Source organism: Kribbella sp. NPDC004536 (assembly GCF_042873835.1).
Classification (GTDB): domain Bacteria; phylum Actinomycetota; class Actinomycetes; order Propionibacteriales; family Kribbellaceae; genus Kribbella.
On record NZ_JBIALY010000001.1, the window covers coordinates 2,302,716 to 2,320,597 of the forward strand.

General features: G+C 68.0%; 17 protein-coding genes. 10 read left to right on the plus strand and 7 right to left on the minus strand.

Annotated features, from left to right (window positions below):
• Positions 1-5 precede the first annotated feature (5 nt).
• The 5 genes from ngcE (at position 6) to ACFYRU_RS11485 (ending at position 4,928) form a co-directional block, all read left to right on the plus strand.
• Complete coding sequence (gene ngcE / locus ACFYRU_RS11465; RefSeq protein WP_387656179.1) at positions 6-1,373, plus strand: N-acetylglucosamine/diacetylchitobiose ABC transporter substrate-binding protein; 1,368 nt, start codon at positions 6-8, stop codon at positions 1,371-1,373.
• Positions 1,373-2,263 (plus strand): carbohydrate ABC transporter permease, encoded by an 891-nt coding sequence (locus ACFYRU_RS11470; protein ID WP_387656182.1) that lies wholly within the window; start codon positions 1,373-1,375, stop codon positions 2,261-2,263. Before ngcE ends, ACFYRU_RS11470 begins: the two co-directional genes overlap by 1 nt.
• A complete protein-coding gene (locus tag ACFYRU_RS11475; protein WP_387656185.1) occupies positions 2,263-3,090 on the plus strand; it encodes a carbohydrate ABC transporter permease in 828 nt (275 codons plus the stop codon). The genes ACFYRU_RS11470 and ACFYRU_RS11475 overlap by 1 nt, the downstream gene beginning before the upstream one ends.
• On the plus strand, positions 3,087-4,328 hold the full coding sequence (locus tag ACFYRU_RS11480; protein WP_387656188.1) for a hypothetical protein: 1,242 nt from the start codon (positions 3,087-3,089) through the stop codon (positions 4,326-4,328). The genes ACFYRU_RS11475 and ACFYRU_RS11480 overlap by 4 nt, the downstream gene beginning before the upstream one ends.
• A gap of 120 nt (positions 4,329-4,448) precedes the next feature.
• Positions 4,449-4,928 (plus strand): YbaK/EbsC family protein, encoded by a 480-nt coding sequence (locus tag ACFYRU_RS11485; protein WP_387656191.1) that lies wholly within the window; start codon positions 4,449-4,451, stop codon positions 4,926-4,928.
• Positions 4,929-5,010: 82 nt separating this feature from the next.
• On the opposite strand, the gene ACFYRU_RS11490 is transcribed toward ACFYRU_RS11485, so the two are convergent.
• The 3 genes from ACFYRU_RS11490 to ACFYRU_RS11500 form a co-directional block, all read right to left on the minus strand.
• A complete protein-coding gene (locus tag ACFYRU_RS11490; RefSeq protein WP_387656193.1) occupies positions 5,011-6,426 on the minus strand; it encodes a ricin-type beta-trefoil lectin domain protein in 1,416 nt (471 codons plus the stop codon).
• Positions 6,427-6,495: 69 nt separating this feature from the next.
• Positions 6,496-8,559: a YhgE/Pip family protein gene (locus tag ACFYRU_RS11495; protein ID WP_387656196.1), complete on the minus strand. Its 2,064-nt coding sequence runs from the start codon at positions 8,557-8,559 to the stop codon at positions 6,496-6,498.
• The gene (locus ACFYRU_RS11500; protein WP_387656198.1) at positions 8,556-9,257 is read right to left on the minus strand and encodes a hypothetical protein; all 702 of its coding nucleotides are present in this window, start codon (positions 9,255-9,257) and stop codon (positions 8,556-8,558) included. Before ACFYRU_RS11500 ends, ACFYRU_RS11495 begins: the two co-directional genes overlap by 4 nt.
• Before the next feature lie 56 nt (positions 9,258-9,313).
• On the opposite strand from ACFYRU_RS11500, the gene ACFYRU_RS11505 reads away from it, so the two are divergent.
• The gene (locus ACFYRU_RS11505) at positions 9,314-9,925 is read left to right on the plus strand and encodes a TetR/AcrR family transcriptional regulator (protein ID WP_387656201.1); all 612 of its coding nucleotides are present in this window, start codon (positions 9,314-9,316) and stop codon (positions 9,923-9,925) included.
• Here ACFYRU_RS11505 and ACFYRU_RS11510 read toward each other — a convergent pair.
• Together ACFYRU_RS11510 and ACFYRU_RS11515 are read right to left on the minus strand one after the other, a co-directional pair.
• Positions 9,906-11,438 (minus strand): molybdopterin-dependent oxidoreductase, encoded by a 1,533-nt coding sequence (locus ACFYRU_RS11510; protein ID WP_387656204.1) that lies wholly within the window; start codon positions 11,436-11,438, stop codon positions 9,906-9,908. The genes ACFYRU_RS11505 and ACFYRU_RS11510 overlap by 20 nt on opposite strands.
• A 106-nt stretch (positions 11,439-11,544) precedes the next feature.
• Positions 11,545-12,096 carry a MarR family winged helix-turn-helix transcriptional regulator gene (locus tag ACFYRU_RS11515; protein ID WP_387656206.1) on the minus strand — a complete coding sequence of 184 codons (552 nt, stop codon included), beginning with the start codon at positions 12,094-12,096 and terminating at the stop codon, positions 11,545-11,547.
• 229 nt (positions 12,097-12,325) lie between these two features.
• Between ACFYRU_RS11515 and ACFYRU_RS11520 the strand changes: the two genes are divergently transcribed.
• Positions 12,326-13,111 (plus strand): hypothetical protein, encoded by a 786-nt coding sequence (locus tag ACFYRU_RS11520; RefSeq protein WP_387656209.1) that lies wholly within the window; start codon positions 12,326-12,328, stop codon positions 13,109-13,111.
• Complete coding sequence (locus tag ACFYRU_RS11525; protein ID WP_387656212.1) at positions 13,111-14,412, plus strand: type IV secretion system protein; 1,302 nt, start codon at positions 13,111-13,113, stop codon at positions 14,410-14,412. The genes ACFYRU_RS11520 and ACFYRU_RS11525 overlap by 1 nt, the downstream gene beginning before the upstream one ends.
• Before the next feature lie 83 nt (positions 14,413-14,495).
• Here the strand turns inward: ACFYRU_RS11525 and ACFYRU_RS11530 are convergent, their stop codons facing one another.
• On the minus strand, positions 14,496-15,140 hold the full coding sequence (locus ACFYRU_RS11530; RefSeq protein WP_387656215.1) for a GNAT family N-acetyltransferase: 645 nt from the start codon (positions 15,138-15,140) through the stop codon (positions 14,496-14,498).
• A gap of 52 nt (positions 15,141-15,192) precedes the next feature.
• On the opposite strand from ACFYRU_RS11530, the gene ACFYRU_RS11535 reads away from it, so the two are divergent.
• Positions 15,193-16,119: a hydroxymethylglutaryl-CoA lyase gene (locus tag ACFYRU_RS11535; protein ID WP_387656217.1), complete on the plus strand. Its 927-nt coding sequence runs from the start codon at positions 15,193-15,195 to the stop codon at positions 16,117-16,119.
• 31 nt (positions 16,120-16,150) lie between these two features.
• Positions 16,151-16,990, plus strand: coding sequence for a helix-turn-helix transcriptional regulator (locus ACFYRU_RS11540; RefSeq protein ID WP_387656220.1), 840 nt, complete (start codon positions 16,151-16,153; stop codon positions 16,988-16,990).
• 95 nt (positions 16,991-17,085) lie between these two features.
• Here the strand turns inward: ACFYRU_RS11540 and ACFYRU_RS11545 are convergent, their stop codons facing one another.
• On the minus strand, positions 17,086-17,781 hold the full coding sequence (locus ACFYRU_RS11545; protein ID WP_387656223.1) for an EcsC family protein: 696 nt from the start codon (positions 17,779-17,781) through the stop codon (positions 17,086-17,088).
• Positions 17,782-17,882 lie beyond the last annotated feature (101 nt).

The window sequence follows — 17,882 nt, forward strand, 5'->3', positions numbered from 1 at the left end:
TGGTCATGATCGAGGTCGACCGCCGTACCCTCCTCCGCGCCGCCCTGGCCGGATCCGCCGTCGCCACGCTCGCGTCCTGCGCGAAGCCCGTCGCCGACAAGACCACCGCCGCGTCAGGTACCGCTGTGGACGGCAGCAAGCCGCTGGAGTTCTTCAACTTCGACGGCGGCTACGGCAAGGAATGGACCACGATGCCGCTGGAGCTGTACCGCAAGGAGTTCCCGAAGGCGGACGTGAAGCTGACCAGCGGGCAGCAACTCCAGCAGCAGTTGCAGCCGCGGTTCATCCAGGGCGACCCGCCCGACCTGATCGAGAACGTCGGCCTCGACGGCGCCACGCTGGCCGCGCAGAAGCAGGTGCTGGACATCGGCCCGCTGCTCGACCTGGAGGCGTACGGACAGCCCGGCGTCAAGGTCCGCGACACGCTGCTGCCCGGCGTCGCCGAGGCGGGGCGGTACGACGGCGTGAAGTACGAGATGCCGTACGTGTTCGGGGTCGGCGGGATCTGGTACAGCAAGCCGCTGATGGACAAGCACGGCTGGGAGTACCCGAAGTACTGGGACGACATGCTCGCGCTCTGTGCGGAGATCAAGAAGACCACGGACATCGCGCCGTGGACGTACCAGGGCAAGTTCCCCGGGTACCTCACCAACCCGATGCTGATGACGGCGTACAAGGCCGCCGGCCCCGACCTGAAGAAGAAGCTCGACAACCTGGAGCCGGACGCCTGGCGGGACCCGGCACTGGTCGCGGCCGCCGAGGGCTACCAGGAGCTGGCCGCGAAGGGGTACCTGCTCGAGGGATCGCAGGCGCTGACCCACACCCAGTCGCAGACGTACTGGGCGCAAGGCAAGGCCGTCTTCATCCCGTGCGGCGGCTGGCTGGAGAACGAACTCGGCGACATCGCACCGAAGGACCTCGGCATGACGATGGTCCCCGTACCGGGCATGTCGACGGCGGACAAGGCACCGTTCGAGACCGTCACCGGCGGCCCGGGCGGCGCGCTGATCATCCCCTCCAAGGCGAAGAACCCGCAGGGCGGGATGGAGTTGCTGCGGATCATCGTGTCCAAGCAGTGCATGCAGAACTTCACCAAAGTGACCAAGTCGCTGACCGTGGTGAAGGGTGCCACCGACGGTGTCGAGCTGTCCTCGGCGAACAAGTCGATGCAGGCGGTGATCGAGGCGGCCGGTACCAACATGTTCGCGGACTGGTCGTGGCGGCTCTGGTACAAGAAGCTGCTGGACAACTCCGACAAGGCGATGGCCGCGTTGATGAACCGCGAGCTCACCCCGGACGGGTGGAGCAAGCAGATGCAGAAGTACGCCGACGAGACGGCGAAGGACCCGTCGATCAAGAAGTTCCACGCCTGATGCACCACGGGAAGTACCGCTTCGTCATCAGCCTGCTGGTGGTCCCGCTCGCGGTGTACGCGGTGTTCGTGATCTCGCCGTACGTGCAGGCCTTCCCGATCGCGTTCACGAACTGGGAGGGCCTGTCGGCGAGCTACCACTACATCGGGTTCTCGAACTTCGTCACGCTGTTCCACGACTCCGTGTTCTGGGTCGCGTTGCGGCACAACCTGTTCCTGCTGGTCTCGCTGCCGATCATCATCGTCACGCTCGCGCTGTTCTTCTCCGCGGCGCTCAACTACCGCGGCGGCGTACCGGGATCGCGGATCTACAAGGTCGTGTACTTCTTCCCCGGCGTGCTGTCGATCGCGATCGTCGGCGTGCTCTGGCAGTTCGTCTTCGAACCGCGCAACGGGCTGCTGAACGGATTCCTCCGCGCGGTCGGTCTCGGCGGGCTGACCCGGCTGTGGCTGGGCGACGGCCGTACGGCGCTGGGCTCGATCATGGCCGTCGTCGTCTGGGGTGGCGTCGGGTTCTACGTCGTACTGTTCACAGCCGCGATGGCGGCGATCCCGCGCGAGCTGTACGAGGCCGCGCTGCTGGACGGCGCCGGCGCGGTGCAGTCGTTCTTCCGGGTCACGCTGCCGTTGATCTGGAACACGGTGCAGACCGCGCTCGCGTTCCAGGTGATCGGCGCGCTGGACATGTTCGCGCTGGTGAAGATCCTGTCGGTCGGGCCGGGCGGTCCGGACGACGCGACCCAGGTGGTGTCGTTGTACATGTACTCGAACGCGTTCACGTACGGGAAGTTCGGGTACGCCTCCGCGATCGGGGTGACCTTGTTCTTGATCAACATGATCCTGACCCTGCTGACGTTCCGGCTGACCCGCCGCGAACGGGTCGAGTACTGATGAGGTCCCGGGCCTGGCCGACCGCGGCGCAGGGATTCCTGCTGGTGTGGGGCGCGATGGTGGTGTTCCCGCTGCTGTGGGCGGTGATCAGCTCGTTCAAGTCCGACCAGGACATCTTCACGAGTCCGTGGAGTCTGCCGACGCGCTGGCGGTGGGACAACTTCGCGCGCGCGTGGAACGAGTCACACATCGGTACGTACTTCTTCAACAGCGTGATCGTGGTGTGCGGTGGCGTCGTACTGACGCTGCTGCTGTCGTCAGCCGTCGCGTACGTTCTGGCGCGGTTCTCGTTTCCGGGGTCGCGGGTGCTGTACTACCTATTCGTGGCGGGAATGGTGTTTCCGGGGTTTCTGGCGCTGGTGCCGCTGTTCTTCGTCGTACAGAACCTGGGGTTGATGAACACGTACCTCGGGTTGATCCTGGTGTACGCGGCGCACGGGATGTCGTTCTCGGTTTTCTTCCTGACTGCTTTTTTCAGGACGCAGTCGAAGGAGTTGGCGGAGGCGGGACTTGTGGACGGGTGTTCTCATTGGGGTGTGCTCTTTCGCATCATGCTGCCGCTCGCCCGGCCCGGTCTGGTCAGTATCGGCATTTTCCAGTTCCTCGGGATGTGGAACGAGTACCTGCTGCCGCTGGTGCTGAACACCGACGAGAACCGGTACCTCGTCACCCAGGGGCTGGCGAACATCGCGGTCACCCAGGGGTACCACAGCGACTTCTCAGGATTGTTCGCCGGGCTGACCATCTCGATAATTCCGGTCCTGGCCGTATATCTTGGATTTCACCGGCAGATCAGCGCCGGAATGACCGCGGGAGCCCTCAAGTGACCGAACTCCTCCTGGCAGCGGAATCCTTGGACGTGACCCCACCACCCGGCCATCGCCTCGACGGGTACGCCGCCCGAACCGGCCTCGCCACCGGTACCGCGGACCCGTTGAACGCGACCCTGATCTGGCTGTCGAGCACCGACGACCCCGGCGTCCTGTGGTTGACGCTGGACGCGATCGCCGTCGGCTGCGAGCTCGTCTCCGAACTCGCCGAGGCCGCCGCCGCGGCAGCGGGCATCCCGCCGTCGCACGTCGTGGTGTCCGCGTCACACACGCACTCGGGTCCGTCCGGCTGGACGGGTGAGATCCATCCGGTGATCCCTGCCGCCCGCGAGCGCGACCTGGTCGACGCGCTGCTCGGCGTGGTGAAGTCGGTCCGGCTCGAGCGGCAGCCTGTGACCGCGTCCTGGCGGTCCATCGAGGTGGTCGGCGTCGGCACCAACCGGCACCGCCGCAACGGGCCGCACGACAACACCGCGGGGATTCTCGCGCTGCACTCGTCGTCCGGTTCACTCGAAGCGGTGCTGCTCGACTTCGCGTGTCATCCGACGACGTACGGCCCGGAGAACATGCAGTACTCCGCCGACTGGCCGGGCGCCGCGCGCGCCGCGCTCGCCCCCGCTGTCGTCGGCTTTCTCCAAGGTGCGGCCGGCGACGTCAGCCCACGCTTCACCCGGCAGGGCCGCGGTGCTCCTGAGGTGGCTCGGCTGGGATCGTTGCTGGCGGGCCGGGTACGTGAAGCGCTGACGCAGCCCGGGCTCGAGCTACCACAGTCACCGCCGGCGATCCGCCGTACGACCCTCACCCTTCCGGTCCGCAACATCCCGCCCGCGGCCGAGGCCGAGAAGGTCGTCTCCGCCGCCGCCAGCCACCTCAACGGCACCGACGACCCGTCCGGCCGCATCTCCCAAACCCGCCTCGACGGCGCCCGCGGCCAAGCCCTGATGGCCGGCGCCACGTTGCCGCCCACGTACGACCTCCCGATCAGCGCCGTCACCATGGGCGACGTCTGCTGGATCAACCTCCCCGTAGAACTCTTCGCCGTCCACGGAGCCTGCCTCCAAGCAGACAGCACCTACCCCGTAACCCGAGTAATCGGCTACACAGACGGCTACTACGGCTACGTAGTAGACCCCTCCGCCGCCGAAGCCGGCACCTACGAAGCCCTCATCACCTTCTTCGACCAACCCACCACCAACCACCTCCTAACCCAAACCGCCACCTTCGTAAACACCTAGCCGCGCTGTAGAACTACTACAACCTCGTTGAAGGAGCCGGGGCTTGGCTTCCGTGGCCGGATCGGTCAGCGTTGGAGTAGCAATTGCCTCCGACAACCAATCGAGCATCGGGTGGGCGACATGTCGACGTATGAAGAGCTGATCGGGCTGCTTGACGATGCCGGGGTTGCGTACAAGTTGATCGATCACGCGCCTGATGGGACGACCGAGACGGTCAGTGCTCTGCGGGGGCATCCGGTTGCGCAGGGGGCGAAGTGCATCATTCTTATCGTCAAGCCCGACAAGCGGACGACCAAGTACGTTCTCGCCGTGGTGCCCGGTGATCGTCGCGTCGATCTCGACGCGATCAAGCAGTTGTACGGCGCCCGCTACGTCGGGTTCGCGGACGCTGCCACCGCAGAGCGTCTCGCCCGCACCGTCCCGGGCACGGTGCTTCCGTTCAGCCTCGACCCCGAGCTCGACCTGATCGCGGACCCGGCGGTGGTCGTGGAACCCGAGATCTACTTCAACGCCGCGCGCCTGGACCGCTCGATCATGATGTCCGGGCCGGACTACGCCGCGATCGCGAACCCGAGAATCGAACCCATCGCGCCGCGGTGACCCGAACGACTGTTGGTACGGCGGGGCGGCGCGGATGCAGGGGATCGGCGCGCCGCCCCACCGGTCTGTGGGGTACGTCAGGTCAGGAACGGGTCCACTTCTGGTCGTCGGTGCCGTTGCAGGCGGCTGTGGTGACGGCGGCGCCGTTGCCGGTGCCCGCAGCAGTCAGGCAGAGCGCGGGGTTGGCCACGCTTGTCACGGTCTCATCGGCGTTGAGTTCCCACGCCTGGTTGGTCGCCCCGGTGCAGTTCTCGATGGTGACCGACGTACCGGACGTCATGCACTTGTCGGCGTACACAGTGAGCTGCTTGGAGGCCGTGTAGTTCCACGACTGGTTGCCGCCGTTGTTGCAGTCCCACAGGTCCAGCGCCGTACCAGGCGTCGTCGAGAACCCAGGTACGTCAGCACACCGTCCACTGGCGACGCCACGCAGCGGCTCACCGGGCGGGGACGGCGGGAGGGTGTTCGTCGGCTCGTCCTTCAGCAGGCCCCAGCCCCACCACAGCTGGTCCAGCCCGCTGCGGCTGTTCACCTGGAGATCAGCCGGCCCGACCTGCGTCGTCATCGAGTAGGAATCGCCCGTACGCAGCCCAGGCCAGTACACAATCCCCATCTTGTTCTCACGGGCGACCTGCGTGAGCGCCCCGAGGTACGCCGTGTACACGTTGCCCTCGTGGTTGCCGTAGTTCAGCCCGATCGTCATCGGCGACCCGGCCTCGTCGATGATCGTCCGGGACCCGTACGACCCGATCCGCGGCCGCAGGTTCGCCAGCCACGCGGCCTCGGTCGTGTCGGACGCCCAGAAGCCGTAGAAGTGCAGCGAGAGCAGGGTCCCCTGCAGCTCCGGTGCAGCGCCGACCCCGGTCACGTTGTCGTTGTAGCCGGTGCCGGAGATGACGATGCGGCTGCGCGGTACGTCGCTGTGCCGGGCGATCCAGCCCGACGTCAGCGAGACCCACTCGGGCAGGGAGTACCCGAACGGCTCGTTCATCGGCTCGAAGTACACGTGCGGGTTCTTGGCGTACGCCTTCACCACGGTGTCCCACATGGCGCCGTACGCCGCCGTGTCGTCGACCCGGCCGTCCTTGGCGTTGTCGGCCTCCCAGTAGCTGAGGATGACGTTGAACCCGCGCCCGACCGCTGCGTCGATCGCCCCGCGGTAGGAACGCCACCAGGTGGTTCCCACGCTCGACGGGTTGATCGGCAGCCGTACGGTGTTCGCCTTGAGCTCCTTGCGGAACTCCCCCACGATCCCGTCGGCCTTGCGGTACGTCGTCGTGTAGTCGTCCGCCGTACTGAGCCCGGACGGGACCACCGCGTCGTGGGCGTAGTTGTCGCGCGGATCCGCCCAGTTCACGCCGCGGAAGGCACCGGTGTCGGCGGGCAGCGGCGCGGACGAGGCCGCGGTCGCGGCGCCCGAGTTGGTGGCTGTGAGGGCTGCGACGGCGGCCGCGACCGAGAGGGTCGCGGCGGCGAGGCGCCGGGCTGGAGATTTCATGCCGCCGATGTTCACGCAAACATTTCCCCGCGTCAATGCCTTGGCAACGACTACCGTCGGCTACCGGACCTAGAGAACCAGCTCCGGTTGCAGCTTCTTCGCCGGCCAGACCCGCTGCTTGCGGGCGGCCAGGGTGGACGCGGCGATCGCGACCGCGAACCACGCACCGAGCGCGAGCAGGTCCCGGCCGAGCGATGCGCCGGGTCCGCCGTACATCAGATGCCGGACGCCGTCGATCGCGTAGCTCATCGGCAGCGCGTGGTGGAAGAAGTACAACGGCGCCGGGATCGTCTGCCACGGGAACGTACCGCCGGCGCTGACCAGCTGGACCACCATCAGGACGAGTCCGAGGAACTTCCCCACGGCACCGAACCAGGCCGACAGCGCGTGCAGGATCGCGACGAACGTGAACGACGTCAGGATCAGGAAACCGACTGTCAGCCAGGGATGCGCGGCGTTGATCCCGAGTCCGAGGACGACGGCGACGAACACCAGCGTCGCCTGGATCGCGCCGAACAGGGCCGGCGGCAGCCAACCACCAAGGGCTACCCGGAACGGCGACTGCAGAGCGGCGAGCGCCCGCGGCGACAACGGCCGGACCAGCAGGAAGAGTACGTATGCACCGATCCAGCAGGCCAGGCTGAGGAAGAACGGAGCCAGCCCGGCGCCGTAGCTGTCGGCCGTGGCCTGCGAGACGTTCTGCAGCGTCACAGGCGCACCCAGCGTTTCAGCAACTGCCTTGCGCTGGTCAGCAGTCGGGTTGGGGATCTGCTTGACGCCGTTCTGCAGCCCGGTGTTCAGCTGAGTCGCACCGGTCTTCAGCTGACCCACACCGGTCGCAAGACTGTTCACCCCGGTCAGCAACTGGCCCTGCCCGGTCACGGCCTGCTTCTCACCGGCTGCAAGCTTCTGCGCGCCCGTCTGGAGCGTCCCGAGCCCAGTCTTGAGCTGGCCGGCGCCCGTGCTGAGCTGATGCGCACCACTGGACGCACTGCTGATTCCATTGGTCAGCGCAGGCGTCGCCTTGGCCAACTGTGAAGCGCCGTTCGACACCTTCCTCGCACCGGTAGCGAGCTCATTGAGCTGCTTGGAGGTCGTCTGGATCTTCGTGTTCGCCCGTACGACGGGAGCCCGCAGCTTGGCGGTCTCCTGCAGGACCACGCGGATCTGGTGCTGGCTGAGGCCTTGCTCCTTCAGCCGCTGCGCCAACTGCGAGTCGAACGTCTTCAGATCCTTCACCAGCGTGCTGGACGCCGTAGCAACCTGCTTGCCGACTCCGGCGATCTTCTCGTTGCCGTCAGCAACCTGATCCGCCCCGTCCGCCAGTTGTTTCGTCTGCCTCGGCAGTGCAGCCGTCTTGTCCTTCAGCGTGCTCAGACCGCTGTCGAGCTGTGAGGCTCCAGTCGCCAGCGAAGACGCGCCCTGCGACGCCTGCGATGCACCGGACGCCAGCTGTGTCGCACCAGCAGACAACTGCTGCTGCGCTGTGTTGAGCTGCTTGGCGCCTGTCTGCAGCTGGGTGACCCCGGTCGCCGCTGACGTGAGCCCGTTCTGCAACTTGGCAGCCCCGGCGGCCGCAGTACTGACCTGGGTGTGGATGGTGTTGTAGCCGGCCAGCAACTGCGACGCGGCCGTCTCGCTCACCTGTGACGCAACGGTCTTCGTCACCTGCGCGACCACCTGGTTGGCGATCGTGTGGGCGATGTAGTTGTTGGCATCGTTCGTGAGCAGTTCCAGCTCGGCCTGCCGTGGTTTGAAGTCCGCGCTCGACGCCAGGTCCGACGAGAACGACTTGGGCAGTACGAGCGCGAACTCGTACTTCCCGTCCGACACGCCCTGCGTCGCGTCCGCACGGTTCACCTGGTGCCAGTCGAAGCTCTTCGACTTCACCAGTTCGTCCGCGACCTGCGGTCCGACGTTGAGCTTCTCGCCGGTCGCCAGGGTCGTACCCGCGTCCTCGACGACGACCGCGGTCGGGATCTTGTTCAGCCGGCCGTACGGGTCGTGGTTCGCATAGAGGTACAGGCCGCCGTACAACACCGGCACCAGCAGCAGCGCGACCACGGCCAGCTTGGGCAGCCGTCCGGCCGTCAGACGCCGCAACTCACTCAGGGCCATCCGCAGCGCGGTCACGCTTCTGTCTCCACTTCTTCTTCGTCAATTGCAGTAACGGGCTCAACAGGAGCGATTGGTGCGACCTGCACCGGGTCGGGCTGGTCCGTCTCGCCCATCCGCGCAGCCTTGATCTCCAGCAACCGTGCGGACGCGTCGGCGCACGTGATGATCACGCCGTACCCCTGTGCCGCCAGTCCGCGCCCCAGCTCGAACCACTCGTGCGGATCACCACCGTGCCGATCAGGCATGGTCAGAATGACCACCTGCACGTCGGGGCGCGCGACGGTGAGCTCCGCGAGCAGCCTGGTCCGTACGGCGACCGGAAGGTGCTCGAACCGCTTGTCGGCGTGCTCCGCGGCGTCATGCTCGTTCAACCACTCCAGTACGGCCTTACGCCCCGCCTTACGGCCGGCGATCGCCAGCTCCTCGCCGACAACGGTCTGCACCGGCAGCGCGTCGTCGGGCTCGGTGATACCTGGAGCGTCGACCACGGCGACCCGGCGCCGCAGTACGGCGAGGTCGGCGTTGCCGTCGAGCCGGACCCGCCCGGTGTCGGGCTTGAGCCGACCGGACAGTCCCAGTGCCGCGGCCACGTGGCCGGCGCCTGGGTAACCGGTCAGCAGCACCACGTGGTGATCCGCGACCGACACCGACGTAGCGTGCAGCATCGGTGCGTGCGGTCCACGCACACTGATCCCGGCGGCCTCGAGCTCCATCCTGCATCCCCGTTCAATACGGTTGTGTATTCAATACACAACTGTATCCTACTCCTATGGAACCTCCCAAGCGCCGGCGTTCGAACACGCGGGCCCGCCTGCTCGAAGGCGCCCTCGAGGTGTTCGCCGAGCGCGGGTTCCACGGCGCGTCGGTGGAGGACATCTGCGAACGGGCCGGTTTCACCCGCGGCGCCTTCTACTCGAACTTCGGCTCCAAGGACGAGCTGGTCCTCGCGCTGTTCCAGGCCACGACGGACCGGCTGCTCGAGCAGATCGAGGCGCTGCTGCCGGAGCTCGCGAGTCAGCCCGGCTCGCTGCTCGACGCCGTCCTCGGGCTGCTCGACGAGACCGCGCCGGACCAGCGGCAGTGGCACCTGATCTCGGCCGAGTTCACGCTGCACGCGCTGCGCGACCCGGATGCGGCGCACGCGCTGAACAAGCAGCGGGCGATGTTCCGGGAGAGCCTGACCCGGTTGGTCGAGCAGATCACCGAGACGAGTTCGCTCGAGTTGACGGTTCCCGCGGAGCAGTTCGTCCGGATGGTGATCGCCGTCCACGAAGGTGCCCGGTCGCAGAGCCTGCTGGAACCGGACGAGGTGCCGGCCGGATCGCTCGAGCACACGTTCCTGCCGATGGTGCTGGAAGCGGTCAGCCGACCTTCACGCTGACCGTGTGCAGGCCGGTCGCGCCGTTCGGTGCAGGCGCCGCCGAGGACTCGACCTGCGGGTTGCCCTGCCCGTCGAACGCCCGTACCTGCAACAGATGCATGCCGTGCGGCGCGTTCCAGGTCCAGTGCCATTGCCGCCAGGTGTCGACCGACGGGTCCGTGGCCAGCGTTGCTTGTTGCCAAGGGCCCCCATCGACGCGGACCTCGACCTTCGAGACGCCGACGTGCTGGTCCCAGGCCACGCCGGCCACCGTCACCGGCCCCGGCCGGACCTTCTTGCCACCAGGGGTGTCGATCCGCGACGACAACTTGATCGGGCCTTGCGGGGACCAGCCGCGTAGCGTCCAGTACGCGTCGAACTTGTCGAACCGCGTCACCTCGATGTCGACCAGCCACTTGGTCGCCGACACGTAGCCGTACAGCCCGGGTACGACGATGCGTACCGGGAACCCGTGCTCCACCGGCAACGGTTGCCCGTTCATCGCGAACGCGAGCATCGCCTGCCGGTCGTCCAGCAGCGTCGGCAGTGGCGTACCGGCGGTGAAGCCGTCCTTCGACGAGGACTGGATCGCGTCCGCGTCCTTGGACGGTCCGGCCTCTTCGAGCAGGTCCTTCAGTACGACGCCCGACCAGAGCGCGTTGCCGATCAGGTCACCGCCGACCTCGTTGCTCACGCAGGTCAGCGTGACCCACTTGTGGATGACCTGGCGTTTCAGTAGGTCGTCGAAGGTCAGGTTGAGTTCACGGTCGACCATGCCGTGGATGCGCAGTTTCCAGTCCGCCGGGACGATCTGCGGGACGGAGAGTGCGGTGTCGATGCGGTAGAAGTCCGTGTTCGGCGTGGCCCACGGTACGGCGCCGTTCGCCTGCACGCCGGCCGGCGGTGCGAGGCTCGGAGGCTGCGGCAGCGTGAGTTGCTTGCGGGCGTCGGCGACCGCGGCCCGGTTCCCGCCGACGACTCGCCCGAGTACGGCGACCGCCGCGGAGCCGAGCGCGACGCCTCCGGACAGTTGCAGGAACCCGCGGCGGCTGACCGCGTCGTCCGGGAAATCGACGAGTGGCTCGAGCCTGCGGCTGAACAGGCGCAGGACGAGGAGAGCGGTGATGCCCGCCAGCGCCGAGGGCAGGAAGCCGGTCTGCCCGGAGTCCGCGCGGGTGAACGCGGCGGCGACCGCGACACCGCTGAGCGCGATCGTGATCAGCGCGCCGGCCCAGTACCGCCGTACGGCCAGAATGCCGCCGACCGCGGCGACCACCGCGATCACGATCAGGATGCCGACCCGCAGTGCGGTCTTGTCGTGGGTGCCGAACCAGGAGATCGCGAGGTCCTTCAGCCACGGCGGCGTACGGTCGATGAACGCCGACCCGATCGCCACCACCGGCGACTGCGGCGTACCGAGGAGCCCGGCCGCGAGACTGCCGACCGCCAGCCCGGCCAAGGCGGCGAGGATGCCGCCTGCCGCCCCCCGCCAACGGGTCCCGCCAGGAGCCTTCGGGTCAGCCTGTTGCTTCACTTCTCAACCTTCGCGCGGCGGGGCGCCCGACACCAGTCGAGCGCCCCATCCGTTAGTCGCGGGTAATACGTCGTGCGGTTGTGGTGCTTGAGTGCGGTTGTGCTGGTCAGATCCGGTCGGGCGTGATCGGCCCCAGACCCGGGCGGCCGTTCGGCCAGCGTCGGGCGTTGTCGCGGACCCGGCGGAGCTTGCCGAGGACGAGATCGCGGTCGTCCGCCAACTGGGACATCCAGAGGCTGTCGATCTCGAGCAGGTGATCCGGCAGCGCTTCGCGCAGCCGCCGCTTCCTCTCCTCGGTCAGGACGGCGAACGAGCCGCGGGCGTCGTCGGGGCACGGCTCCCGGCGGACCAGGCCGAGGTTCTCGGCACGGTCGACCAGTCGGGTGATGCCACCGGTGGTGACGGTCAGCTCCCTGGCGAGGGAGGTCAGACGCTGCTTCTCCCCGTTGCTGCGGGCCAGCCGCAGCAACAGTTCGAACATTGCCATTTGCAGTCCACTGCGCTTCAGGGAATGGCGCATCAGGTGATCCAGTTCGGCCGCTGCTTCTCGCAGCAACCCGTAGGCCGTCAGCACGTCGCTTTCCCATGGTTCGGCAGCGCGAGTGGGTTCTGCATCGGCGAGCGCTAGGGGCGAGCAAAGCGAAGGCGCGATGGTCATGCGCGGACTCTATTAGCTGACCAGTTCACTTCGCTACACGGGGTGACCCTTCGGCTACACATCGACCCACAACCGCAAACCTCCTGAGCGTAACGGACCTCCTTCAATCCTATCCGGTCTAGAACGGTTGAAGGCGCGTTCCGGGCCTGTGGATAACTTCCGCGGGGGGCGGGCGATTTTTGGCAGCCTTGATTCGCGAGGTTATGGACCACCGGATCGGGGAGCCCGAATGAGCAAGGACAGCAAAGAGAACTCGCCCTACGGGGCCGGCTTCGTCGCAGCCTGCATCGTCGTCGGTGCGGTCCTGCTCTGTGGCGCGCTGATCATCATCGGCGGCCGGAGCTCGTCATCCGCGGCATCCTCGGTGTCCGGGGGTGTTCAACAGCAAGCAGTCGTGGAGACCCAGCCCAGCACCGAGGAGCCTGGCGGGCCCGCGACTCTGGCCAGTTCACCGGCTGCCGGGGCCGTACGGAGCTCTGCCGGCTGCAACCGCGGGTCGGGTGACCAATCGGTGCCGGACAAGGCGCCGGCGGTCGACGGCTGGGACGTCAGCCGCCGGATCGTGGTGCCGCGCTCGGCGACGTACGGCCCGGCCGTGACCGACCCCGACGGGTTCCGCCGGTGCTTCGCCCACTCGCCGACCGGCGCGGTGTACGCCGCCTACAGCGCCTTCGCGGCAATGGCCGATCAGGACGCGGTGATCGCGACCGCACGCAAGCTGATGGTTCCGGGACCGGACACGGACGCGCTGATCCGCGAGCTCCAGTCGGACAACTCCGACACCGGATACTCGGTGCCTCAGCTCGCCGGGTATCACCTGATCGACACCGCGCCGGACCGCGTGATCGTGCTGCTCGTCACGCCGGTCCAGTCCGGCTACATGAGCCTCACGCTCACCCTGATCTGGCACGACGGCGACTGGCGGCTGAAACCGCCCGCGCCCGGCGAACCGGTCGGCGCGCCGTTCGCCCAGCACCGTGACCTGTCCGACTTCGTTGCCTGGAGTGGTGTCTGATGTGCGGAAAGATGGAGATCGGCTGCTACATCCAAGCGGGCTTCCAGACCGTCACGACCAATGCGATGGACCAGCTCCAGGAACAGGTCACCAAAGGCGCGCTGACGACGCTCGGGTCGATGACCATCTGGCTCAGGCCGAACACGCCGGACCTTGCCAACCAGCAGGACCAGGCGACCGGCACCGTCAAGTTCCTGCAGGGCAGCCTGCTGAGCGTCACGGCGGCCGTGTTCGCGATCGCAATCATCATCGCCGGCATCAGGATCGCCTGGGAGCAGCGCGCGCAACCCCTGCAGGACCTGCTCAAGACGATCCTGACCTTCGTCGTGGTGGGCACGGCAGGTGCCGCGACAATGCAGCTGCTGTCGGCGTGGTCGGACGGGTTCTCGGTCGCCATCATCGACCAGGCAGGTAAGGATCTGTCGCTGGCCGCGACGTTCGGCGGCCAGGTCGACGGCGCCGGCCGGGCCCAGAGCCTCGTCGCCGACGGCATGCCCGCGCTGCTCGCCATCACCACCGGGTTGGGCGTGATCCTCGCGTCCCTGATCCAGATCGTCCTGATGCTGGTGCGCTCGGCCCTGCTGGTGCTGCTGGCGGGCGCGTTCCCGCTCGCCGCCGCGGCGACGAACACGGAGATCGGCCGGAACTGGTTCAAGAAGTTCTGCGGCTGGTCACTGGCCTTCATCGCGTACAAACCGGCGGCCGCCCTTGTCTATGCAGCGGCGATGAAGGTGGCCCATGACCCCGCGATGAGTACGAGCGACGCCGTAGTGCGGGCGATGACGGGAATGATGATGCTGCTGCTCGCGATCTTCGCGCTGCCGGCGCTGATGCGCTTCATGGTGCCGGTGACCGCCGCCGTGGCCGGGGGCAGCGCGGGCATGGGCAGTTCGGTCGCGGACCCGGGCGGAGTCGCGAGCGGTGCCATCAACGTCGGCAGCTCCGGCGCGGGATTCGGCAGCGCCCGCGGCGGCGGAAGCTCACCGGGCGGTTCGACCGGCGGTTCGACAGGCGGTGGCGCGACGGGTGCGCAAGCTGTCGGCGCGAAGGCTGCGGGTGCGGCCGCCGGCGCGGCAGCCGTCGGCCTCGCCGCCGCGCGGAAGACCGCTGGTGGCATCGCGGGCGCCGCGTCGCACTCGGCCGGTGAGTCCGGCGGCGGTTCGATCACCCCACCATCAGCGAGCGGTCCGATGGCCCGCCGTCCCAGCTCCCGATCGCCAAGACCCAACCAGCACAGCGATGCGCACTCCGCCACCCAGAACCGCACCCCGGAACCGGTCGGCCCGTCCGGCAACTGGTGACCGAACCTCAGTTTCCCCAGCGTTGTCCACAGCTGTGGATTTGGGGGCTGTCAGCAACAATCTGCTGGTTGTTCATCTGCTGGTCACTTGATCAGCAAGGCCTCGGAACCTACCGGCTTGTAGCCGGCTGCCAGAAACGTACGGAGGGAGGCTGCGTTGCCGGGAGTGATCTGGGCCCAGATCGACGCTGTCGCTGGGACGAGAGCGCGGGCTGCCATCGCGAGGCGGCGGCCGTGGCCTTGGCGGCGAGCGGCCGGGGGTACCTCGATCGCACACTCCAGCCGGTCCGCCAAGCCGCGGCCGATGACGACCAGCCCTTCGTGAGCGTCGACGTACACGCGGACGTCGTCGCGGTGGCGTCTCGCGCGGGTGGCCCGTGGGTGGTCGAGGTCGTGCAGCTCGGTGAGGTCGGCGGTTGCTGCGGCGCGTTCGGTGGGGTCGGTGATGGCCGGCGCGAGGAACATCGCGTCGGTGGCGCCGACTCGCTGGCCCGTGTGCTCGGCGAGCGCCACCAGGAACGGCGGACTCATCGGTACGCCCGGATCATCGCTGGGAACGTGCTCGGCGACCCACTCCGCGGTGACGTCCGCGGCGATGACGTTGTGGCCGGTGAACGCGACCACGCCCGACTCCCGTGCCGACGGCGCCGGTACAACGGAGACGGTGAGGTCCGGGGGCGGGAACGTGCCGTGTTCGGCGGCGCGCAGAATGGCAGCGAGAGTTGTCATCAGGAGCATTGTCGCGGAGATCCCGTGGCACGCTCGAAGAGGAGGCGGCAGGATGCGCGAACCGCAGCTGGTCACGGCCGAAGGACTGCCCGAGCGGGTCACGATCTACGAGGTCGGTGCCCGGGACGGGTTGCAGAACGAGTCGGCGATCGTCGACGTCGCGGTCAAGGCCGAGTTCGTCAACCGGCTGGTCGACGCCGGCCTGACGACGATCGAGACGACGAGCTTCGTACACCCGAAGTGGGTACCGCAGCTCGCCGACGCGGCCGAGCTGCTCGAGCGGCTCGACCTACCCGACGGCGTCCGCGCCCCGGTCCTCGTGCCGAACGAGCGCGGCCTCGACCGCGCGCTGGCGGCCGGCGTCCGGGAGATCGCGATCTTCGCGAGCGCGACCGAGACGTTCGCGGCGAAGAACCTCAACTCGACGCTTGACGACCAGTTCGCGATGTTCACGCCCACGATCGAGCGCGCGCTGGGCGCGAGCCTCACGGTCCGCGGGTACGTGTCGATGTGCTACGGCGACCCGTGGGAGGGCGACGTACCGATCGACCAGGTCGTCAAGGTCGGCGCGCGGCTGGTCGAACTGGGCTGCCACGAGCTGTCCCTCGGCGACACGATCGGAGTCGCGACGCCGGGTCAGGTCACGGCGCTGATCACGGCGTTCGGTGCGGCCGGAGTGCCTGTGGACAAGCTCGCGGTGCATTTCCACGACACGTACGGCCAGGCCCTGGCCAACACCCTGACCGCGCTCCGCGAAGGTGTCACCACCGTCGACAGCTCCGCCGGCGGACTGGGCGGCTGTCCGTACGCCGAGAGCGCCACCGGCAACCTCGCCACCGAGGATCTCCTCTGGCAGCTCAACGGCCTGGGCATCCGAACCGGCGTCGACCTCGAAAAACTCGTCACCACCAGCACCTGGATGGCCACCCAACTGGGCAAACCGTCACCGAGCCGCGTGGTCCAGGCCCTCGCCGGCTGAAACTGTCGGTGCCATGGGGCACGCTGGGTGCGTGAGTGCGCAGCGGGTTGAGCTCGGAGAGTTCTTGAAGGCGCGGCGGGCGCGGGTTGCGCCTGAGGATGTTGGGCTGCCCGGAGGTGGGCGGCGGCGGACGCCTGGGTTGCGGCGGGAAGAGTTGGCGCAGCTCGCCGGGGTCGGGGTGACCTGGTACACGTGGCTCGAGCAGGGGCGGCCGATCAACGCTTCGGGGCAGGTGCTGGATGCCGTGGCGACGACGCTCCGGCTGACGCCTGTCGAGCGGGAGCATCTGTACCGGCTGGCGGAGGCGACGCCGGTGCGGCTGCCGCGGGCGACGGACTGCGCGAGCGAGGCGGTGTTCGCGGAGATCGTCGAGGCACTCGATCCGCTGCCGGCGGTGATCACCAACACCCGGTTCGACATCGTCCGGGCGAATCGTGCGTACAACGACCTGTTCCACGACTGGCATCAGCTGCCCTGCATCCACAAGAACCTGCTCTGGTGCATCATCACCGAGCCGGCCGCGCGCGAGCAGTTGCTGAACTACGACACCGAGGTGCCGTACCTGGTCGGTCGGCTGAGGTCGGCGTACGGCGAGCACGTCGGCGACCCGGACTGGGAGACCGACCTCGCGCGGCTGCGGTCGATGTGCCCCGAGTTCGACGTGCTGTGGTCGCGGCACGAGGTGGCGGCCTGCTCGCCGCGCGTACGGCGGATCTCGAACCGCTCGGTCGGCGAGCTACGGCTCACGATCACCGAGCTGGCCGTGTCCGCGCACCCGGACCTGCTGCTGTTCGTCGAGTCGCCCGCTGACGAGGAGACCCGCGCCAAACTCCCGCTCACCCGGCGCGACCCGGCCGAACAGTCAGCGTGATTCCGGCGGACCGCTCGGCGCCGGCGACGCGCGATAGAACTCACCGAGCTCCATCGGATCCGCGCAGTCCAGGGTCGGCCCCCAGAATCGCGCTGTCACTGCTCGATCGGGCGGCGGATCCGGCGGACCAGGCTCTTGTCGGCGAACTGACCGACCCGGTACGTCGACCAGCCGTCGACGCCGGCACCGACCGCGCCGCCGAGGAGCGGGATGCGGCGGGTGACGGTGAGCGCCATCCGCTTGCCGCTGATCCGGCCGATGAGTTCCGCGACGACCTCACCCGAGACCTGACGGTCGAGCTCCGGGTCGAAGACCGGGGCGGTCGCAATCGCCAGCGGTGACGAGACCAGGCTGGACTTCCGCAGCCGGTCGGTGACGCCTTCCTCGCCGAGCAGGCAGGTGATGACCGCCGTACGGACCCGCGGATCGTCGAGGTCGTACCCGCGCAGGTGGGCGATCGCCGCCACCATCCGGCACTGCACGACCGCGAGCCCGGTCAGGTTGGCGGGCAGCGCGACCGGGAGCGTGACCAGCCCGCCGATGCTGGTGGCGAAACCCTGGACGCCGGCCAGCCGGATGTGCTGGTCGATGACCGCGTCGATCGCGAGCGTGACGTCGCCGTCGCAGCGCTCCAGCTTGGTGTCGGCGATCCGCTCGGCACCGGGGAACCGCTGGTACCCGTCGATCGCGATCTCGAGGATCTGGCGCAACACGCCGCCCGCTGCCGTCGGGGCGAACCGCTGGGCGGCGGGCGCGAGACTACTGGCGACGAACCTGGCTACTCCGGCCACGGTGCTCCTTCCCGCCCGGCCCCACGCGTCAGAACCCGGACGTGCTTCAACTGTACGTGCCTCACCGCCTCCCGCCACTCGGGAGAACCCTTAGGTGTCCC